The sequence below is a fragment of the Devosia sp. Root105 genome (assembly GCF_001424865.1).
Lineage (GTDB): Bacteria > Pseudomonadota > Alphaproteobacteria > Rhizobiales > Devosiaceae > Devosia_A.
Genome location: NZ_LMCR01000017.1, coordinates 1 through 19,025, shown reverse-complemented (window position 1 = coordinate 19,025; position 19,025 = coordinate 1). Strand labels below are relative to the sequence as shown.

The 19,025-nt window shown below is 65.4% G+C and carries 15 protein-coding genes, 1 tRNA gene and 1 pseudogene; 8 read left to right on the top strand and 9 right to left on the bottom strand.

Features of this window, described 5'->3' with window-relative positions:
* Positions 1-19: 19 nt before the first annotated feature.
* From ASC68_RS18615 to ASC68_RS18590, 6 genes and pseudogenes are all read right to left on the bottom strand, one after another.
* Positions 20-1,352 (bottom strand): annotated as a pseudogene (locus ASC68_RS18615) (basic amino acid/polyamine antiporter).
* Positions 1,353-1,779: 427 nt separating this feature from the next.
* Entirely contained in the window at positions 1,780-2,868 is a 1,089-nt protein-coding gene (locus tag ASC68_RS18610; protein ID WP_055882641.1) for a sialidase family protein, read from the bottom strand.
* A 70-nt stretch (positions 2,869-2,938) separates the two neighbouring features.
* Entirely contained in the window at positions 2,939-3,862 is a 924-nt protein-coding gene (locus ASC68_RS18605) for a carbohydrate ABC transporter permease (protein WP_055882638.1), read from the bottom strand.
* The gene (locus ASC68_RS18600) at positions 3,859-4,761 is read right to left on the bottom strand and encodes a sugar ABC transporter permease (protein ID WP_055882635.1); all 903 of its coding nucleotides are present in this window, start codon (positions 4,759-4,761) and stop codon (positions 3,859-3,861) included. Before ASC68_RS18600 ends, ASC68_RS18605 begins: the two co-directional genes overlap by 4 nt.
* Positions 4,762-4,771: 10 nt before the next feature.
* Entirely contained in the window at positions 4,772-6,049 is a 1,278-nt protein-coding gene (locus ASC68_RS18595; RefSeq protein WP_055882632.1) for an extracellular solute-binding protein, read from the bottom strand.
* Between the two features lie 73 nt (positions 6,050-6,122).
* Entirely contained in the window at positions 6,123-7,217 is a 1,095-nt protein-coding gene (locus tag ASC68_RS18590) for an ABC transporter ATP-binding protein (RefSeq protein WP_055882629.1), read from the bottom strand.
* 148 nt (positions 7,218-7,365) lie between these two features.
* Between ASC68_RS18590 and ASC68_RS18585 the strand changes: the two genes are divergently transcribed.
* The 6 genes from ASC68_RS18585 (at position 7,366) to ASC68_RS18555 (ending at position 12,416) form a co-directional block, all read left to right on the top strand.
* A complete protein-coding gene (locus tag ASC68_RS18585) occupies positions 7,366-8,319 on the top strand; it encodes a dihydrodipicolinate synthase family protein (RefSeq protein WP_055882624.1) in 954 nt (317 codons plus the stop codon).
* 37 nt (positions 8,320-8,356) lie between these two features.
* Positions 8,357-9,073, top strand: a complete 717-nt coding sequence (locus ASC68_RS18580) for a GntR family transcriptional regulator (RefSeq protein WP_082528280.1) — start codon at positions 8,357-8,359, stop codon at positions 9,071-9,073.
* A gap of 200 nt (positions 9,074-9,273) precedes the next feature.
* Entirely contained in the window at positions 9,274-9,480 is a 207-nt protein-coding gene (locus ASC68_RS18575; RefSeq protein ID WP_055882622.1) for a cold-shock protein, read from the top strand.
* A 450-nt stretch (positions 9,481-9,930) separates the two neighbouring features.
* Entirely contained in the window at positions 9,931-10,185 is a 255-nt protein-coding gene (locus tag ASC68_RS18565) for a hypothetical protein (RefSeq protein ID WP_055882616.1), read from the top strand.
* Positions 10,186-10,278: 93 nt separating this feature from the next.
* Positions 10,279-11,967, top strand: coding sequence for a dihydroxyacetone kinase subunit DhaL (dhaL, locus tag ASC68_RS18560; RefSeq protein WP_055882613.1), 1,689 nt, complete (start codon positions 10,279-10,281; stop codon positions 11,965-11,967).
* A 122-nt stretch (positions 11,968-12,089) separates the two neighbouring features.
* Entirely contained in the window at positions 12,090-12,416 is a 327-nt protein-coding gene (locus ASC68_RS18555; RefSeq protein WP_055882611.1) for a hypothetical protein, read from the top strand.
* 288 nt (positions 12,417-12,704) lie between these two features.
* Here the strand turns inward: ASC68_RS18555 and ASC68_RS18550 are convergent, their stop codons facing one another.
* From ASC68_RS18550 to ASC68_RS18540, 3 genes are all read right to left on the bottom strand, one after another.
* Positions 12,705-14,966 carry an AI-2E family transporter gene (locus tag ASC68_RS18550; protein WP_055882607.1) on the bottom strand — a complete coding sequence of 754 codons (2,262 nt, stop codon included), beginning with the start codon at positions 14,964-14,966 and terminating at the stop codon, positions 12,705-12,707.
* A gap of 393 nt (positions 14,967-15,359) precedes the next feature.
* A tRNA-Met gene (locus ASC68_RS18545) sits at positions 15,360-15,436 on the bottom strand.
* Between the two features lie 143 nt (positions 15,437-15,579).
* Positions 15,580-16,377 carry a hypothetical protein gene (locus ASC68_RS18540; RefSeq protein ID WP_055882604.1) on the bottom strand — a complete coding sequence of 266 codons (798 nt, stop codon included), beginning with the start codon at positions 16,375-16,377 and terminating at the stop codon, positions 15,580-15,582.
* Between the two features lie 133 nt (positions 16,378-16,510).
* On the opposite strand from ASC68_RS18540, the gene ASC68_RS18535 reads away from it, so the two are divergent.
* Positions 16,511-17,548, top strand: coding sequence for an aldo/keto reductase (locus ASC68_RS18535; RefSeq protein WP_055882601.1), 1,038 nt, complete (start codon positions 16,511-16,513; stop codon positions 17,546-17,548).
* Between the two features lie 292 nt (positions 17,549-17,840).
* On the top strand, positions 17,841-19,022 hold the full coding sequence (locus ASC68_RS18530; protein WP_055883281.1) for an IS481 family transposase: 1,182 nt from the start codon (positions 17,841-17,843) through the stop codon (positions 19,020-19,022).
* Positions 19,023-19,025: the final 3 nt, after the last annotated feature.

Genomic DNA, 19,025 nt, shown 5'->3' with positions numbered 1-19,025 from the left:
GGCATGGATCTCCAGGGGATCATGGGACGATGGCGCCGCTGATCAGCCCCCACGCGCCGGCAAGACCGGCGACGAGGGCGACGGCGAAGACGATGAGCTCGGCGGGGCTGAACAGGCGGAGCTTTTGCTCGCGGCGAGCCCAGAAGTAGAGGATGGTGCCCGGCACCAGCAGCACGGCGAGCAGCAGCACATATTGCAGCCCCGCCGCGACGAACATCACGAGGGTATAGAGCGCCGCGATGGCGGCAACGATCAGGTCGCCGGTGCGCTCGCCAGGCGTCGCCTCATACCCCTCGCCGCGCTGTGCGATCAGCACCCCATACCCCGCCACCAGCAGGTAGGGCAGCAGCGCCGTGACGCTGGTCATATCGAGCATGAAGTTGAAGGCGTCCTGCGAGAAATAGGTCGAGATGACGAACAGCGAGACGACGATATTGGTCAGCCACAGGGCGTTGGCAGGAACGCCGTTGGCGTTCTCGGCGGCGAACAGCCTGGGCATGTCTTTCGACTTCGCTGCGGCGAACAGCACCTCGGCGCAGATCAGCGACCAGGCGAGGTAGGCGCCGAGCACCGAGATCAGCACGCCGATCGAAATGAACACCGCGCCCCAATGCCCGACGATCTCTTCCAGCACCCCGGCCAGCGACGGCTGCTGCAGTCCGGCCATCGTCGCTTGCGGCATGGCGGCATAGGGCAGCAGCGTAATCGCCACCATCAGCCCGGTGACGCCGAGAAAGCCGAGGATCGTCGCGGTGCCGACATCGGCGCGCTTCTTGGCGAAGCGCGAATAGACGCTGGCGCCCTCGATGCCGAGAAACACGAACACCGTGATGAGCATGGTGTCGCGCACCTGGTTGACCAGCGATTTCTCCGGCATGCCGACCCCGCCGAAGAAGTTCTCGGCGAACTGCTGGTAGTTGAACACGAAGATCATGATCAGCAGCGCCACGAACAGCGGCACCAGCTTGGCGATGGTGACGATGGTGTTGATGAAGGCGGCCTGCTGCACGCCGCGCAGGATCAGGAAGTGGAAGGCCCAGATGCCGCAGAGCGACACGATGATGGCGATGAATCAGCACCCAGTAGAAGACGTTGCCGAGGCAGCTGCCGAGCCAGTAACCGAAGGCCGAGAGGAACCCCATATAGTCGCCGAAGCCGGCCTTGGCGTAAGCGAATACGCCGGAATCGATGTCCGGCCGCTTCGCCGCCAGCGTCTGGAACACCCGCGCCAGCATGTACATGCCGGTGCCGGCTATGGCCCAAGCGATGATGGCGCCAAACGGCCCGGTGGCCGCGCCGAAGCGGCCGGGAAGATTGAATATCCCGGCGCCCACCATTGATCCCACGACCATGGCAATCAGCGCATTAAGTGAGAGCTTCCCGTCTTTCGTCGCCACGAAAGCCTCCAGATCTCAAGTATCACTGTACGATTTCGTACATATACTGCTCATACAAAAGCTTAGATGCCGCTTCGTGCGGCGCGAATGAACATTTATTATTGCAGTTTATTACAATGACAGGCGGATGTCATTATTGTGCTTGGGGGTTGCATCCGACCGCCCGCACACCCCCTCCGAGCTACGCTAGGTCGCTACGCTCCCAAGCTTCGCTTGCCTCCCCCGTCTAGGGGGAGGTGGGCATCGAGTGTTTGGCTGGGTCTCACCACAACCACCGGCGAACACCCTCCCCTTCACGAGGAGGGATGGGGAGGGGTGTGCAGCACGCGCGAGATTCGCGGTGGGACCACTTGTCCTGCCGCAAAGGCGGAGAAGCCAGGTGCTACACCGAAAACAGCGTCGCCCCGATGAACCGATCGGTGTCGGCGCCGTAGTTGTAATAGTACGCGGTCAAGAGCTTGCCATCGGCCCGCACCACAGTGCGCGGGTAGCCGAGGTCGGCCACGCCGCCGTCGTCGCGCAAGACGATATCGTCACTCCAGGTCGCGCCCTCATCGCTGCTGACCCTGGCGCGCATGCCATAGGGCGCGTCGCGATAGCCATAGACCAGCACCAGCCGTCCATCGGCCAGCCGGTTGATGGTGGGCGGATTGCTGTTATGGCCGACCTGCGGCACGGGCGTGCCGACCTGCCGCCAGCTCTTGCCCGCGTCGCTCGAGCGATAGAGGTCGATCCAGGCTCTCCGCTCCGGTCCGCGCGGCGCCGCGCAGCGCACGAAAGTGAGAATGTCGCCACCCGGCAGAAGCAGCGACGCCGGCATGATGGCAAAGCCCTCCGGCTCGTCGCCGACAAAGCTCTCGAACGTAAAGCTCCGGCCGCCATCGCGGGTCCGCGCCGCAAAGACCCGGCCTTCATCGCCATTGGCTTTCACCGCGGTGAGGAGGAACAGCGCGTCGTGCTGGCCGAGCGGCACGATGTCGGTGCGCGCCGAAACCCCGGGCAGGCCGAAATCGCCGAGCCGGTACGGGCCTTGCCAGCTCCTCGCACGGTCGCGGCTGACGTAGAACCAGCTGATCGAACCGGCATCGAGCCCAGTGCGGGCGCACATCACGATGGTCTCGGGGTCGGTGAAATCGATCGGCTGCTCGAGCACCGGGATATCGCGTTCGACCACGATGTTGGGCTGGCTCTGCAGCGCTTCGATCACGTGCTCGTCACCCGACAGCGAGGTGCCGCCTGGGATGGTGCCGGTGAACAGCTCGTCGCTCCAGCTCAACCCGCCATCGAAGCTGCGCGCCTGCCGGCCGATGAACGGCCGCGTCTTATCGCGGGCGTGCAGGCTCTCCTGCTCCCCTCGAAACCCTTGCGAAAACACCACCACCACTTCGTCGCCCCAGATCCACATGCCGTAATTGGCCGGCCAGGCAACGAACTCGCCCTCCTTGCGGTAGATTTCGAGGTGCTGCGTCATGGTCAAATCTCCGTCGGGCCCCAAGGGTCATAGTGAGCGGGCCGGGTCGCAATAATCGAACTGGGAGGCGTCAGCCCTTGACGCCGCTGGTGACCGCGCCGTCGATGACGTAGCGCTGCGCGAACAGGAAGACGATGATCACCGGCAGGGTGATCAGCGTCGCCATCGCCATCACCACGTTCCAGCGTGCATCGGGTCCGCTCTGTAACAGCTGCAGCCCGATCTGCAGCGTCGCCATCTCGCGCTGCGAGGTGAGGATCAGCGGCCAGATGAAATCGTTCCAGGCGCTCTGGAAGCTCAGCACCCCCAGCACTGCCATCGCCGGCCGCGCCAGCGGCAGCAGGATGCGCCAGAAGATGGTGAAGGTCTTGGCGCCATCGAGCCGCGCCGATTCCTCATACTCGATCGGGATGCGCGAGAAGAACTGCCGCATCATGAAGATGCCGAACGGCGTCGCCGCGGTGGGGAGGATCATCCCCCAATAGGTATTGAGCAGCCCCGTGCCGCCATTGCCCAGCCAGTCATTGCCGCCGGCGAACGGGATGCGCTGCACGATCAGGAAGACCGGCACAATCTGGCTCTGCGCCGGCACCATCAACAGGCCAACCACCAGCGCGAAGATCAGGTTCTTGCCCTTGAACTGCATCCGCGCCAGCGCGTAGCCGGCCAGCGCGCAGAACACCATGTTCGAAGCAGTCGAGCCAAGCGCGAACACCAGGCTGTTGATCAGCTGCCGCCCGGTATCCGGGCCGGCAATGGCGTCGATATAGTTCTGCCAGACGAGGCTGTTGGGGATGAAGTTGGGCGGAAACTGGAAGGTCTCGGCGTCGGTCTTGAACGAGGTCGACACCATCCACAGAAACGGGGTGATCGTCGCCAGCGCGGCGAAGATCAGCAGCCCGTAGCCGATCGCCCGCTCGGCCACCGGCCACCAGCGCTGCTGGAACGACACGGTCGGGACTGCCGGAGCAGCGGTTTGCGCGATGTCGCTCATGATTCACCCCGGCGCATGAGCTTGGTGCCGATGATCGAGAACAGGAGGATGGCGAGGAACAGCACGGTCGACATCGCCGCCGCATAGCCGAACTCGGTATAGCCGAAGGCGGTCTGGTACATCTGGAACACGATGGTTTCGGTGGAGCCGAGCGGCCCGCCATTGGTCATCACGTAGATCGCGCCGAACACCTGGAAGGTCTGCACGATCAGGATGATCATCAGGTAGAAGGTGACGTTGCTGAGCATCGGCACGGTGATGCGGAAGAAGATGTCCTTGGTCTTGGCCCCATCGAGCCGCGCTGCCTCGTAGATATCCTTCGGAATATCCTGCAGGCCCGCCAGATAGATGATCATCGCGGTGCCGAAATCGCGCCAGATCGCCATGACGATCAGCGAGGTCATTGCGAGGTTGGGGCTCTGCAGCCACGGCTGCGGCGGCAGGCCGAGCTGCGTCAGGGTGCCGTTGATCGGGCCCGAATAGGGCTCGTAGACATACATCCACACCACCGCCGCGGCGATCAGCGAGGTCAGCACCGGCAGGTAGAAGATGGTGCGAAAGACGATGCGGCCGCGCAGCTTGCCGTTGAGCGCCACTGCTGCCAGCAGCCCCAGCGCCATGGTCGGCAGGGTCACCCCGACGGTGTAGTAGGCGGTATTGCCCACCGCTTGCCGGAACCGGCTGTCCGACACCAGTTTGATATAGTTGTCGAACCAGACGAAATTGGTCGGTCTCAGGAACGAGATGTCGGTGAGGCTCATCACCACTGTCGCTGCTGCCGGGAGCAGCAGCGACAGGAACAGGATGATCAGGGCCGGCGTCAGGAAGGCGTAGGCGCTCCAGTTCTGCGTGAAGCTTTGCGGCCGTCGGGCCAGAGCTGTGCTCGATTGCAGCGCCATGACCTGTCCTTTAGCGGGCGAGAACCGCGATGACCTCGGCCTCGGCGGCCTTCAGCGCTTCCTCGGCGGTGACGCGCTTGAACAGCGTCTCCTGCACGGCGCGGGCGATGATCGTCACCATGCGCGAGAAGGCCGGGATGGCCGCGGCCTTGGGCGGCGCGAAGCTGGCGGTCTTGATGAACTTCGAAAGGAACGGATCGGCCTGCACCGTCGGATCCTGCTGTGCCGCCTTCAGCACCGGCACGTTCTTCGAGGCCAGAGCGAACGCCACCTGCTGCTCCTGCGACAGCGCGAACTCGATGAAGCTCACCGCCGCCGCCTGGTTCGGCGACGCCTTGGTGACGGCGAAGCTGAACGGGTCGACCAGCGAGGTGAAGCCGCCCTTCTCCATCGGGATCGGCAGCACGTCGAACTCGATGCCCGCCTTCAGCGCGTTGTTGGTCGAGTAGTTGCCAGCGATGATCATCGCGGCGCGACCCTGGTTGATCGGGCTCGCCGAACCGCCTGGCCCGAGGCCGAAGCCGAGATCGGTGACCTTGTCGGTATGTAAGAGCTCGAACATGAAGTTGATCGCCGCAAGGCCTTCGGGACCGCCAAAGGCCGGCGCCGACAGGTCGTCGTTGAACAGCGTGCCGCCGGCGCCCTGCAGCAGCAGGGTGAAGATCTCCCAGGTCTCGAGATCGTTGTGGAACATGCTGAGGCCGGCCACTTCGAGCAGGCCATTGTCCTGCCGCTTGGTGAGCGCCTTGGCCCACTCGCGCAGCTCGGCCCAATCCTGCGGGCCTTTGTCCGCGTCAAGCCCGGCTTCGGTGACGTATTTGCGGTTGATGCCTAGGCCGCGCGACGTGCCGTAGAGCGGCACCGAGACCTGCTGGCCACCGATATTGCCATAGGCGAGGAGCGAGGCATCGAGCCCGGCGAAATCGACATTGGCGAGCCCGGTCTTGAGGTCGGCCAGCTTGTCGCCGGTCGAATAGGTCAGGGTGTAATCCCAGTGCTGGATGAACAGGTCCGGCGCGGTGTTGCCGTTGATGGCGGTGAGGATCTTTTCGTTGAGCTGGCTCGGCTCGGCGAACAGGCTCGAGTTGAGCGCGATCCCCGGATGCGCCGTCTTGAACGCCGCTTCGAGCGCTTCGCCCGCCGCCTTCTTGCTGCCGGCGAGCTGCGACCAGAACACCAGTTGCTGGTCCTGGGCGAAGGCCCGGCCGATACCGCCGGCGGCGGTGATGGCAAGGCTGCTGGCGGCGGCGCCGAAGAGGAACTGCCGGCGGTTGGATTTGAAGGTCATCTCGTTACTCCCTTGTGAGCGCGCGACCGGAGGCATGGTCCTCCTCCCCCAGGTCGCGGGCGATGAAAACGCGTCAGTCGCGGTGTCCGCGAGCCTGGCCCGCGGCATCGAAGAGGTGGATCTGCTTCAGCGGCACGTGGACGCCGAGCGGCGCATCGGCAGCAATCGCCGGATCGCCGTTGAACAAGGCGGTCAGCGTCCGGCCGCCCTGCTCGCCATAAACGATGGTGTGGAGCCCCAGCCGCTCGACGGTGCGCGGGGCGATGCTGAGGGTCAGCGCCGGCTCACCTGGCGCGGTTGTGGTGATCGCCTCGGGCCGGATGCCGATGGTCGCGTCGCCGCCGACGGTGAAGCCGGAAGCATCGCCCGGCAACGCCAGCCGCCCGACCTCGGGCACCTCGAGCAGCACGTTGCCGCCCTCGAGGCCGACCACCTTGGCGGAAAGAAAGTTCATCGGTGGGCTGCCGATGAAGCCGGCGACGAACAGGTTCGCCGGCCGGTGATAGAGATCCATCGGCTTGCCGACCTGCTCGACCTTGCCGGCATTCAGCACCACGATGCGGTCGGCCATGGTCATGGCTTCAAGCTGGTCGTGCGTCACATAGACCATGGTCGAGCCGAGCCGCTTATGCAGCTGGGTCAGCTCGGAGCGCATCTCCATGCGCAACGCCGCGTCGAGGTTAGACAGCGGCTCGTCCATCAGGAATATCTCGGGCTTCCGCACAATGGCCCGGGCGATCGCCACGCGCTGCCGCTGCCCGCCCGAGAGCTTGTTCGGCTTGTCCTGCAACCGCGTCGTCAGCTGTACCGTCGCCGCGGCCTTGGCCACCTGTTCGCGGATATCGGCCTTCGAGCGCTTCTCCATCTGCAGCGGAAAGGCGATGTTTTCGAACACGCTCATATGCGGGTAGAGCGCATAGGACTGGAACACCATGGCCACCGGCCGTTCGCCCGCCTGCCGCGCGGTCATGTCCTTGTCGCCGATCGCCACCGTGCCGGCGCTGACCGGATCGAGCCCGGCAATCAGCCGCAACAACGTCGACTTGCCGCAACCCGACGGGCCGACAAACACCGCGAACTCGCCATCCTCGATGGCCAGCGACACATCCTTTACCGCCTCGAACGTCCCGTAGGTCTTCGAGACATTCTGAAGTTGCAGTTCGGCCAACGGCGCCCTCCCAGCATGCACGTCCTACCAGCGTGATGGCGGCGTTTGCGCGCCGTCAGATCCCCTCGCCGATGGATTGACCTTGCAACAGAATCCGGCTCGTGTAAACACATAGATTGAACAACTACTCCATCTGGTGATTGTATCAGTGACACAAGAACTCGCAGCCGCCTCTGAAGCCAGCAATTCCAAGGCTCTCGGCGGCATTGTCGCCGCCTCCCTGACCCCTGTCACAGACACCGGAAGCATCGACATTGTGCGACTGAAGTCGCATATCGACTGGCTGTTCGCCGCCGGCTGCAGCTACGTTTCGCCCTTCGGTTCGACCGGTGAGGGGGCTTCGTTCTCGGTGCGGGAAAAGCGGGCGGCGCTGGCCGCACTACAGCAGGCGGGCGTAGCGATGGACCGGCTGATCCCGGCCTCGATGAGCGCCGCGCTCGATGATGCCGTGGCGACCATCGCCGCTGCCGCCGATCTCGGCTGCCGCGCCGTGCTGATCGCCCCACCCTTCTATTATGGCGCGACCAGCCAGGACGGCATCGCCGCCTTCTTCGAGGCTGCTGCCAACCGCTTCGGCGGCAGCTTCCCCCTCGATGTGGTGCTCTACCATATCCCCGCCATGACCAAGGTCGGCTACGGCGTCGAGCTGGTCGAGCGCCTCATTGCCCGGCATGGCAAGCGCATCGTCGGCATCAAGGATTCGACCGGCGACCGCACCCATACTCTGATGCTGGCCAGGACCTTCCCGAACCTCAGGATCTTCACCGGTGACGACCGCGTGCTGCCCGACCTGCTGGCTGCCGGAGGCGCCGGGATGATCGGCGGCCTACCCAACGTCAATGCCATCGAGCTCTGCCAGTTCTTCGCCGACCCCAACGGCCCGGCAGCCCAGGGTCTGCGCGACCGCGCCGCGAAACGCATCGTCGCCGTCGACGACCATGGCGGCATCATCGCGCTGAAAGCGGTGAAGGCGCGGATCAGCGGCGACGCTGCCTGGATGCGGCCCCTTGAGCCGTTATTGCCGCTCTCGCCGGCCGGCGTCACCGCGCTGCTCCAGAGTTTCCGGCAGAGCCAATTCCAATTCCCAGGCGAACAGGATTGAGTTAACGCTCAGGCGAGCGCGAAGGAGGGAAACGCGTATGTCGACCAAGGTCCTGACGGCCCCGACCCGACGCGCGGTGCGTCGCCAGCGGAGCACGGCCGGCGCCGACAACACGCTGAACCGGCAGACGGCTTACCAGCGCTTCCAACGCCTGCTGCTGGCCGGCCAGATTCAGCCCGGCCAGAACCTGTCGCAGCGCGATTTGGTGTCGAAGCTCGGCATTTCGCTCGGCGCCCTGCGCGAGCTGCTGCCGCGGCTCGAGGCGGAAAGCCTGCTTGCCGTGCTGCCGCAGCGCGGCATCCAGATCACCACCGTCGATCTGAGGATGATCCGCGAATCCTACCAGATGCGCCTCGCCTATGAGCGGGAGGCGACCATCTACGCCATCGAGCATGTGAGCGACGCGGCGCTGCAGCAGCAGCGGGCGCTGCACGCCTCGATCCTCGAACGCGCCAGCAGCGGTGGCATCAGCGGCGCGCTGCTCGATGAGGCGCAGAAGATCGATTCCGATTTCCACGATTTCCTCATCGGCGCCACCGGCAACGAGGTGCTGATCCAGGCCTATTCGATCAACGCCATCCGCGTCCGCATGATCCAGCTCGACCGCATCCGGCTGAACCCGGTGGTGCTCGCCCCGGCGCTGGCCGATCACCTCGACATCATCGACGCACTGCTGAAACGCGACCGCGCCAAGGCAGAACTGGCGATGGAAACCCATATCCACAACGCCCGGCTGCGCGCGGTTACCTTCTAGTTCTGAAGCCCACCTTGTTATCGGCGCATTTCATGCCTATATAGCTTCCATACGTTACGGCCATCTTTGGCTTCTGATCTGCCGGCTTGCCGGTTGTTTGGTTCCCCTGAATTGCGAACGTCTAGACCTCCGCCGCGTGTTGCGCCGGAGGAACGAGTGCGTTCGCCACTGGGCGTCCCCTCACAATCGAAAGTACCGTCATGATCAATGGCACCGTGAAATTCTACAACTCCACCAAGGGCTTTGGCTTCATCTCCCCGGCCGACGGCAGCAAGGACGCTTTCGTCCATGCCACCGCGCTGGAAGCATCTGGCATCTCCGGCCTCGCCGAAGGCCAGCAGGTCACCTATGACCTGCAGAGCGGCCGCGACGGCAAGCTGTCGGCGACCAACCTGCAGCTCGCCTGATCGATCTGCCGGGCCCGTCAACTAGAGCGTTCCCAGGAAAAGTTGCAGACTTTTCCGGTTCGGAAGCGCGACTAAACAGGACAGGCCCGGCATACGCCTCCCGCTTCGCGGTCGAGGCGTTTCAACGAGAGGCCCCGCATCTTCCGATGACGGGCCCACAAGAGAACACATGACACATCTGAACTACCAGGCTCGCGCCGAGCTCTATCTCGGTCGCGACTGGCAAACTGCCACAGCCCAGGGCCCTCGGGCTTTCCGGGTCGCGGCACACGCCTTGCGCTTCGCCTTCGAGGAAGTTGCACCCGTCAGTCTGCGCGGCGCCCGCCTTCGGGTCGGTGACCGCGTCTATGCCGGCGACGCCCTCAAGCGCCTCTACCAGAGCGGCAACTACCCGCTCCAACGCAAACCCACCGGCCGCGCCCGCGGCTCAACCGCCCGAAAGGACCCGACATGGACAACTTCAGCTACACCGCCTCCGCCGAACTCTATCCCAGCCGCCGCTACGCCAAGTCGCCGCGCGAGCAGTATCGCCGCTTCAAGACGGCAGCCGAGGCCATCCAGTATATCGTCGAGGACCGCCCAGCTGCCTGGCTGATCGGAACCTTCCTCGAAGTCGATGGACGGCGCTTCGATGGCAACGCCATCCGCGCCCTCTACGAGGCCGACGGCTACCCGCTGCAGCGTCAGCAGCAGGCCGCCGCCTGATCCTCAAGCCTTTCTTCCCTGCTCCAGTTCGTGCAGACATCCTGTGCTGCATGAATCGACCCCGCCACGGTGCGGGGTCAGGGGAGAGAGGCCATGAAGAAACTCATCAACGACATTCCTTCGCTCGTCCGTCAGTCGCTCGAAGGCCTCGCCATGCTGCATCCGGGCCTGGCGCTGCTCGGCAGCGAGAACACCCTGGTGCGCTCCGACCTCGAGGCTTTCCGCAAGAGCGGCAAGGTAGCGATCGTCACCGGCGGTGGCGCCGGTCATGAGCCAGCCCATGCCGGCTATGTCGGCAAGGGCATGCTGACCGCCGCGGTCAGCGGCGACGTCTTCGCCTCCCCCTCGACCGATGCGGTCTATGCAGCGCTCCGCGCTGTCGCCAATCCGGCCGGCATCCTGGTGATCGTCAAGAACTACACCGGCGACCGGCTGAATTTCGGCCTCGCCGCCGAAATGGCCCGCGCCGACGGTATCCCGGTCGAGCTGGTGATCGTCGACGACGATGCGGCGCTCGGCAAAGCCGAGCGTACCGCCGGCCGCCGCGGCATCGCCGGCACGGTGTTTGTCCACAAGGTCGCCGGCGCCGCTGCCGAAGCCGGCCTGCCGCTGAGCGAGGTGAAAGCCCGGGCGCTTGCCGCCATCGGCGCCGTCGCCTCGATGGGCGTGGCGCTCTCGCCCTGCACGGTTCCTGCCGCCGGCAAACCCAACTTCTCGCTCGGCGACGACGAGATGGAACTGGGCCTCGGCATCCATGGCGAAGCCGGGGTGCAGCGCATCGTCATGCAGCCGGCCCGCCAGATCGTCGAAACCCTCATCGACACCATCCTCGCCGATCGCGGTCTCAGGGGCGGCGACCACGTCGCGCTGCTGGTCAACAACCTCGGCAGCACCGCGCAGATGGAAATGAGCATCGTGGCGCGCGACGCGCTTCAGGTGCTGCAGGCGCGCGGCATCACTGTGGATCGCGGCTTTGCCGGCACCTTCCTCACCGCCATCGAAATGACCGGCATCTCGCTGAGCCTGCTCCACACCGACGACGCACTCCTCGCAGCGCTCGATGCCCCTACCACCGCCCCGGCCTGGCCCGGCACGCATGGCCGGCTGCCGCTCGCGGCGCTCACCACCCTGCCGGCTCCGGCCATCGGCAGCGACCCCACCGCCGGTTCCGGCCCGGCCACCCCGGCCGAGCTCGTTGCTGTGCTCACCTCGGCCTGCCACGCCGTCATCGCCGCCGAAGCCGAACTGACCGAGATGGACCGTATCGTCGGCGACGGCGATATCGGCCACTCGCTGGCCAGCGGCGCCAACGCCTTGCTGCAGCTGGCGCCCGCCTGGACCGGCCGGCCGCTCGATGCGGTGCTGCGCGAGATCGGCCTTGCCCTGCGCAAGAGCATCGGCGGCACCTCCGGCCCACTCTACGCCGCCTTCGCCATCGCTGCCGCCCAGTCGGTCGCTGACGGCGGAGCTGACAGCGCCACCCTCGCCCGCGCCTTCAGCGCCGGTGCCGACGCCATCAAGCGGCTGGGCGGCGCCGACGCCGGCGACCGCACCATGCTCGACGCTCTGCTCCCGGCCGCCGCAGCAATGACTGCAGAAACCACCGCCGAGCAGCTGAGCTCGGCTGCCGCGGCCGCCCGCTCCGGCGCCGAACGCACCGCCGCGATGCACCCCCGCCGCGGCCGCTCCAGCTATATCGGCGACCGCGCCCTCGGTCACCCCGACCCCGGCGCCGTCGCCATCGCCCTCTGGCTGGAGGCCGCGGCGAAAGCGGCGGGCTGATGGGGGAACCGCATTTCCCTGCGACCACCGGTTCGGGTCGCGGGGCGGAAACCATTTCCGCTGCTCCACGTTTCGTCGCCAGGCCCGGCACGCCTCAACGAAAACAATTGTGGAGAGAAATCATGATGATCCGCAGCCTCGTTTCCGCCGCCGCCCTCTCGCTGGCCATGCTGGCATCGGGCGCCCTGGCGCAGACCTCGATCAACGGCGTCGAGATTTCCGCCGAGGATCTGCCCAAGGTCCAGGCGCAGTGTCACGATCTGGCGGCAGAAGCCGCCAAGGCGGATGGCGGCACCGCCACCGACGAGACCAAGGCTAATGATGCCAGCGAGAACGCCGAGTCGAGCGACGAGCCCGATACCCCGGCCGAGACCGCCGAGGGCACCACCAAGATCGACCTGGCGACGCTGACGCTCGACGCCTGCAAGACGGCCGGCCTCGTGAAGTAGGCCCTGCCTGGCGGCGGGGCGGAAGGGCCCTCCTCCGCCCATGCGAAAAGCCCCGCCACCCTCGAGGCCGTGCGGGGCTTCATGCTGTCTGGAGGGAACCCTGCGCGGGGGCAGGAGTTGACTCCGAAGAGAGTGGTGGCTGGCGAAGGATCCCCTTCAACCTTGGACTCGCCGGCTGCCGCTCTCGTATGATTGCCACTTCGGCTGGTAGCCCGAGCTATGCGAGCGCTGAACCGCGCCTCGCTGCCCGGCCCGTCGAGGCCAACGCGTGACTGGTCTCGTACAGGCTCAGCGATCCGCCGGAGCCGAGGTTTGTACCCGGCTCATCAGCTCGACGGCCAGGGCCTGCAAGCTCTCGGTCTGGGCGACGCTGAACTGGCGCGGCGCAACGTCGAAGATGCTCAGCGTGCCGACCGGCTGTCCAGACTCGGGCAAGAGCGGCACCCCGGCATAAAAGCGAATGCCATTTTCGAGCAGGAACGGGTTCTCGCGAAAATGCTCGTGGGCGGCAACATCCTCGATCACCAGCGGGCTGCCCTGTTTGCCAACCTGCTCGTACAGCGAAGTGGCATCGAGATTTGCCGGCGGGGGCGGCTCCTCTGCGGAACTGTCGGCTCGCTCGATGATGCTGGCGGTGGCGAGCGGAACCTCGAAGGTCGCAGCGACCTTGGCAAGGAAGTCGTCGAGCCAGCCGCCATAGCGGGTGTCGCGCTGCAGCCGGCGCAGCGCCTCGAGCTGTCCGACACCGCTCGGCGGCTCGGCCTCACTGCCGGCGCCATCAGCTCCACCCAGGAGGGTGAGCGCCTGTGTCAGGGCCCCCTTCATGCTCCGGGCGATAGCATCGACCCCGAGGTCGGCGGGCATGAAATCTGCGTCGGAACTGGCAACGTTGAACAGGCAGGCAAGAATTCCGGTCTCCGCGCTCCTCGCCTTCAGCCGTCGCGCCGCGTAACGCACGAAGCTCTTTGGGCTGCTGCCCAGATAGCACAAGCACACGGCGTTAACGCCGCTGAGGTCGATCTGCCCCAGCCCTTCGCGCCGGGCCGACATTGGCGGCAGCTGGCTGACCTCCACCCCGGCCTGCTTGAGCAGCGCACTGAGCATCTCGGCGGCCGCGGCATCGAGCTCGGTCCTGCCACCAATGACGAGGATTTTGCCGGCGCCCGGCAGTTCGCTCTGCATGGTCTCAGAGGGCGCCAGTTCGTCCATGACGTCGCTCAGCGTCTCGACGATGGCGCGGCGCGGCCCCATGTCGGACCCATCGAGTTGCAGGTCGGCTTCTGCGAGCCGCAGCGCTGGCAGCGCTATGCTGTCGATGAATTGAGGGAGATCAGTCTCGGCCACCTCGGAACTCGCCATGTCGATGGCTTCCTCGGTGTTACGCGCCAACAGCCGCTGGTAGAAGCGCTGCTCGCCCGTCAGCACCGGCTCGCTGCCGAGCAGAATCTCGAGGAAAGCCAGGTTGCGAACATAGCGCCCGATCACCACGAGGCAGACCGTCAGTGGCGTCGCCAGCAGCAGCCCGATCGGACCCCATAACGTCGCCCAGAAGATTGCGGCGACGAGGACCGCGAGGGCCGAAAGCCCGGTGCTCGACCCGTAAAGGCGGGGCTCGATGGCATTGGTCGTGGTCAGTTCGACCACCAGGTAGAGCAGGATCACCCCGGCCAGCATGGTCCAGCCCGGATCCACCGCGAATGCCAGGGTGAGCGGAATGGTCACAGCAATGAGCGTGCCGACGAAAGGTATGTAGCGAAACAGCGTGGCGAACAGCCCCCAAAGCACCGCGTTGGGCACCCCCAGCAGCACCAGCCCGGCGCCGAACACCACGCCATAGCCGGCGTTCACCAGGAACTGCACCAGCAGGTAGCGGCTTACTCGCTGCGCCGACTCATTGAGCACCTTGGTGCTGGTCCTGAGGTCGCCGCGGCTTACCAGCCTGAGGAAGCGATCGCGCAGGTCCTCGCGTTCGAGCAGCAGGAAGATGACGAGGACCGTAACGATCGCGCCGGTCGCCAACGGGCCGAGCAGTGAGCCGAGCAGCCCTTGGACCGACGCCAGGGGCGAGGGCGGAACATTGGCGATGGTCACCGGCAAGGGGTTACCCTCGGTACCGGGCTTGTTGCCGGAGAGACCAGTTTGTTCGCCCAGCCGCTCGGCCGCCTGCGCCAGGCGCTCGAACACATCCTCGGAGCCTGCGGTCATCTGGAAAGACCGGATTTTGGCGGCGATGGTCGATTGATACTGCGGCAGGTCTCCCGCCAGCTTCAGCAACTGGGTCACCACCAGATACCCAACCAGCGCGATCATTACGCCGGCACCGAGGACCGCCACAAGCGTTGCGACGACGTTGGGTAATCCGACGCGACGAAGCCCCGCCACCACCGGCGACAGGGCGAAGGCAAGCAGCACCGCCAGCACCAGCGGCACAAAGATCCCCTGCCCCAGATAGAGCCCCACAATCAGCGTCAGAAAGAAGCCGGCAGCTGCCGCCGTTTCGAGCGGCAGGCCGCCCTTGTGGGGAAGCGGAGCATTGTCCGGTGTTGCCATAGATACTCCCGACGGTGGCCCGCCTTGTTCTCATCGACCGGTCAACAGCATACCGACGCCGGCGCGCCACCTGCCGCCGGGCCAATCGGCCGCGGAGACCCATTTCAGGCGGACAAGGAGGGATCGTCCGTAACAGATCGAAGCTGTGAACTCCCTGACGTCATTTCGGTTGCTTGGGCGCAACCTCGAAACTCGGAGGCCCCAACCTGATCAATGCCTGTGGGGTCGCGGCGATTGAGCTATGAGCCGCATCGCTGACGAACAATGCGGGCCAACCGATCTGCGCGCAGTGGAGCACGGGTGGCGCACAAGCCGTTTTCCGTCGAGCCTCTCACTCCGCTAGGCTGAAATGCGAAAAGCCCCGCTTTCGCGGGGCTTTTGCAATCCAAGCTTTGGTTGCGGGGACAGGATTTGAACCTGTGACCTTCAGGTTATGAGCCTGACGAGCTACCGGGCTGCTCCACCCCGCGTCAGATATCAAAGCCTTGGCTTTTTTGCGCCTTCGTGTGCGGCCATCGCCGCCGACGCAGGGGGTATATAGGGGGTGATCTCCGCCACCTCAAGGCAAAAAGCGCGTTGCGTGACAGTTTTTTGACCTGAGGCCCCGAACCCCTTACTGCGCCGGGGCCGGAGCCCCGCCTGCCGGGGCTTCCGCCTCGACCGGCGGCTTGGCCCGGCAGCCGATGCCGAGCTCGCGATAAAGCTTGTTGCCGGCATTGATCAGCTGGCCCCGCGCCACTTCGAGCCCACGGCGGCTGGCGCGCGGGCCGAGCGCCTCCGGGCGCTTGGCCACATCCTTGGAGAGCTTTTCGAGATAGGGCACGAACAGCTGGATCGACTGCATGGCCGAGATCACCTCGGGACACCTCTTGCCGATCCCCGCCGCCACGGCCAGCGTCAGGTTCGCCTCGGCCGCCTGGCGTGCCTCGATCACCGCCTGGGTGAATTCTGCAGTCTGCAGCTTCACCGGTTTGGCGTAGCGCGGCTCGTTCGCCTTGTCGGCCGGCATCGCAAAGCTGGCGCAGAGCCGACTGAACCATTCCTCGGCTCTGACCCGCGCCGCAAAGGTGATGACGCGCGACTGGACGATATGGGTCTGCAGCGCCGCAATGTCCTTGGCGGGCTTCCCCTGCAGCGAGCCCCGCGCCTCGGCGAGCAGCCGATAGCCGAGTGCAAAAGAGTTGGAGGCGCGGGTCAGTTCGGCGCAATCGCTGCGCTGCGCCGCGGGCTGCAGCTTCAGCGTGTCCCGCCCCACCGACTGGGTCACGGCGCCGACCAGTCCCGCCAGCTCCTTGAGGTTCATCTGACCGATCCGGCTCAGGTCTGATTCGTCCTGTGCCACGGCCGGCCCCGCCACGACTGTCGCGACGGTGAAGGCGAAGACGGCGAGCGGCAACAGAAACTTGCGCAACGGCGATATCCTTGAAATGGCGCGGACAATCTCTCCGATCCGGCCCGCCCGCGCAACCTTGGCCCGACCTTCGGGGGATTGTCTGGGCCAGCCTCGCCTCATACGGTGCGCGCCGAACTGAAGGGGCATTTCCATGAAGATGAAGACGCTTGGCCGCACCGATATCTCGGTGTCCGAGATCTGCCTGGGCACCATGACCTGGGGCAAGCAGAACACCGAGGCCGAAGGCCATCAGCAGATGGATTATGCCGTCGAGCAGGGTATCAACTTCTTCGATACCGCCGAGATGTACGCCGTGCCGCCCGACGCCTCGACCTACGGCAAGACCGAGGAAATCATCGGCAGCTGGTTCAAGCAGACCGGCAGGCGTAACGACATTGTGTTGGCATCGAAGGTCGCGGGCGGCGGACGGCCATGGGTGCGCGGCGGCCGCGGCATCGATGGGCCGAGCGTGCGCGAAGCGGTGGAAGGCAGCCTCAGGCGCCTGCAGACCGACCGCATCGATCTCTACCAGATCCACTGGCCCCGCCGCGGGCACTACCATTTCGAGGGCTCGTGGGACTACAACCCTTACCTGCAGGATAAGGAAAGCGTGCTGCCCAACATGCTCGAAGTGCTGCAGGTGATGGGCGAGCTGGTGCGGGAGGGCAAGATCCGCCATTTCGGCCTCTCCAATGAGAGCGCCTGGGGCACCATGCAGTATCTGAAGCTCTCCATGGAGCTCGGCCTGCCTCGGGTGCAGACCATTCAGAACGAGTACAATTTCCTGCGCCGCTACTACGACATGGATCTGGCCGAACTGGCCTTCCATGAGGATGTCGGGCTCCTGGCCTATTCGCCGCTGGCCGCAGGCGCCATCTCCGGCAAATATCTCGGCGGTGTGCTGCCCGAGGGGACGCGCGGCGCCGTGGCCGGCTCCGCCTATCGCAACAACCAGTACACCGAGCCGGCGATCCGGGCCTATCTCGCGCTGGCCGACAAGCACGGTCTCGACGTCTGCCAGATGGCCATCGCCTTCTGCCTCACCAAGCCGTTCATGACCTCGGTGATCATCGGCGCGACGACCATGGAACAGCTCAAGACCAATATCGGCGCAGCCGATGTCGAGCTCTCCGAGGCGGTGCTGAACGATATCCAGCAGATTTTTATGCGCTACGCGCGGACGCTGTAGGCCGGCGGAGCCCCAAGGCCGGTGCGGGCCGCCCCCCACCCTTGATCCCTCCCCGCAAGGGGGAGGGAGACGCAAGCTGAGATGCCGGTGTGAGGGTCTCCCTCCCCCTTGCGGGTGTATAGACCGGGGAGATGGTGGACGGGTGTTCGGAGACATGGTGGACGGATTTGGCATGAAGGGCGGGGAGGCCGGCATGCCATTTTCGGATCGTTCNTGTATAGACCGGGGAGATGGTGGACGGGTGTTCGGAGACATGGTGGACGGATTTGGCATGAAGGGCGGGGAGGCCGGCATGCCATTTTCGGATCGTTCAGTGCAGTCCGAACGGGAAGAGTTCTGTCGTCTGGCGAGTGGGTCGGGTGCGAACGTGCGGGAGTTGTGCCGACGGTTCGGGGTTAGTCCGACGACCGGCTACAAGTGGCTGGCGGTGTATGGTGTAGCGGGTATGGCCGGCTTGGTGGATCGCTCACGCCGGCCGTTGAGCAGTCCGTCTCGTACGTCCACTGAGCTAGAGGACAAGGTGCTGCAGGTGCGCAGCGAGCACCGGGCATGGGGTGGCCGCAAGATCCGCCGGGTGCTGGAGAACGATGGGGTAGCGCCGGTACCGGCGGCCTCGACGATCACCGCGATCCTGCGCCGGCATGGGGAACTGGACGGGCCGGGAGCGGGAGAGCGGCGAGCCTTCACGCGCTTCGAGCATGCCTCCCCCAATGATCTATGGCAGATGGACTTCAAGGGCTGGGTCGAGTTGGAGACAGGCCGCTGCCATCCGCTGACGGTGCTGGACGACCACTCGCGCTATGCGCTCGAGCTGGAGGCATGCACCGATGAGACGGCAGAGACGGTCAAGACCCGGCTCACAGCGGTGTTCCAGCACTATGGCCTGCCCTGGCGGATGTTGGCCGACAACGGCCCGCCCTGGGGCACAGCCGGCCAGGGTCAGTATACCCGGCTGGGCGTGTGGCTGATGGACCTAGGCATTGGCCTGGTACACGGCCGGCCCTATCATCCCCAGACCCAGGGCAAGGAGGAGCGCTTCCACCGCACCCTCAAGGCCGAGGTGCTCGATGCTCATAACCTCAAGAGCATCGACGAGGCGCAGGCCGCCTTCGATGCCTGGCGCTCGGTCTACAACACCAAACGGCCGCACGAGGCGCTCAGGCTCGACACGCCGGCAGCGCGCTACACCATGAGCTCCAGGTCGATGCCCGAGGCCATCACGCCACCCCAGTACGAGTCGCAAGACCACGTCCGCAAGCTCGACCAGAACGGCCGCTTCAGCTTCAGGGGACGCATCCTCAAAGCCCCAACCGCCTTCGCCGGACGTGCCCTCGCCCTACGTGCCACCGACACCGACGGCCTCTTCGACATCTGCTATCGACGCCATCGCATCGCTCAGATCGACCTGCGAGACAACACAGCCCAAACTGTCCACCATGTCTCCGAACACCCGTCCACCTTGTCTCCGGTCTGAACA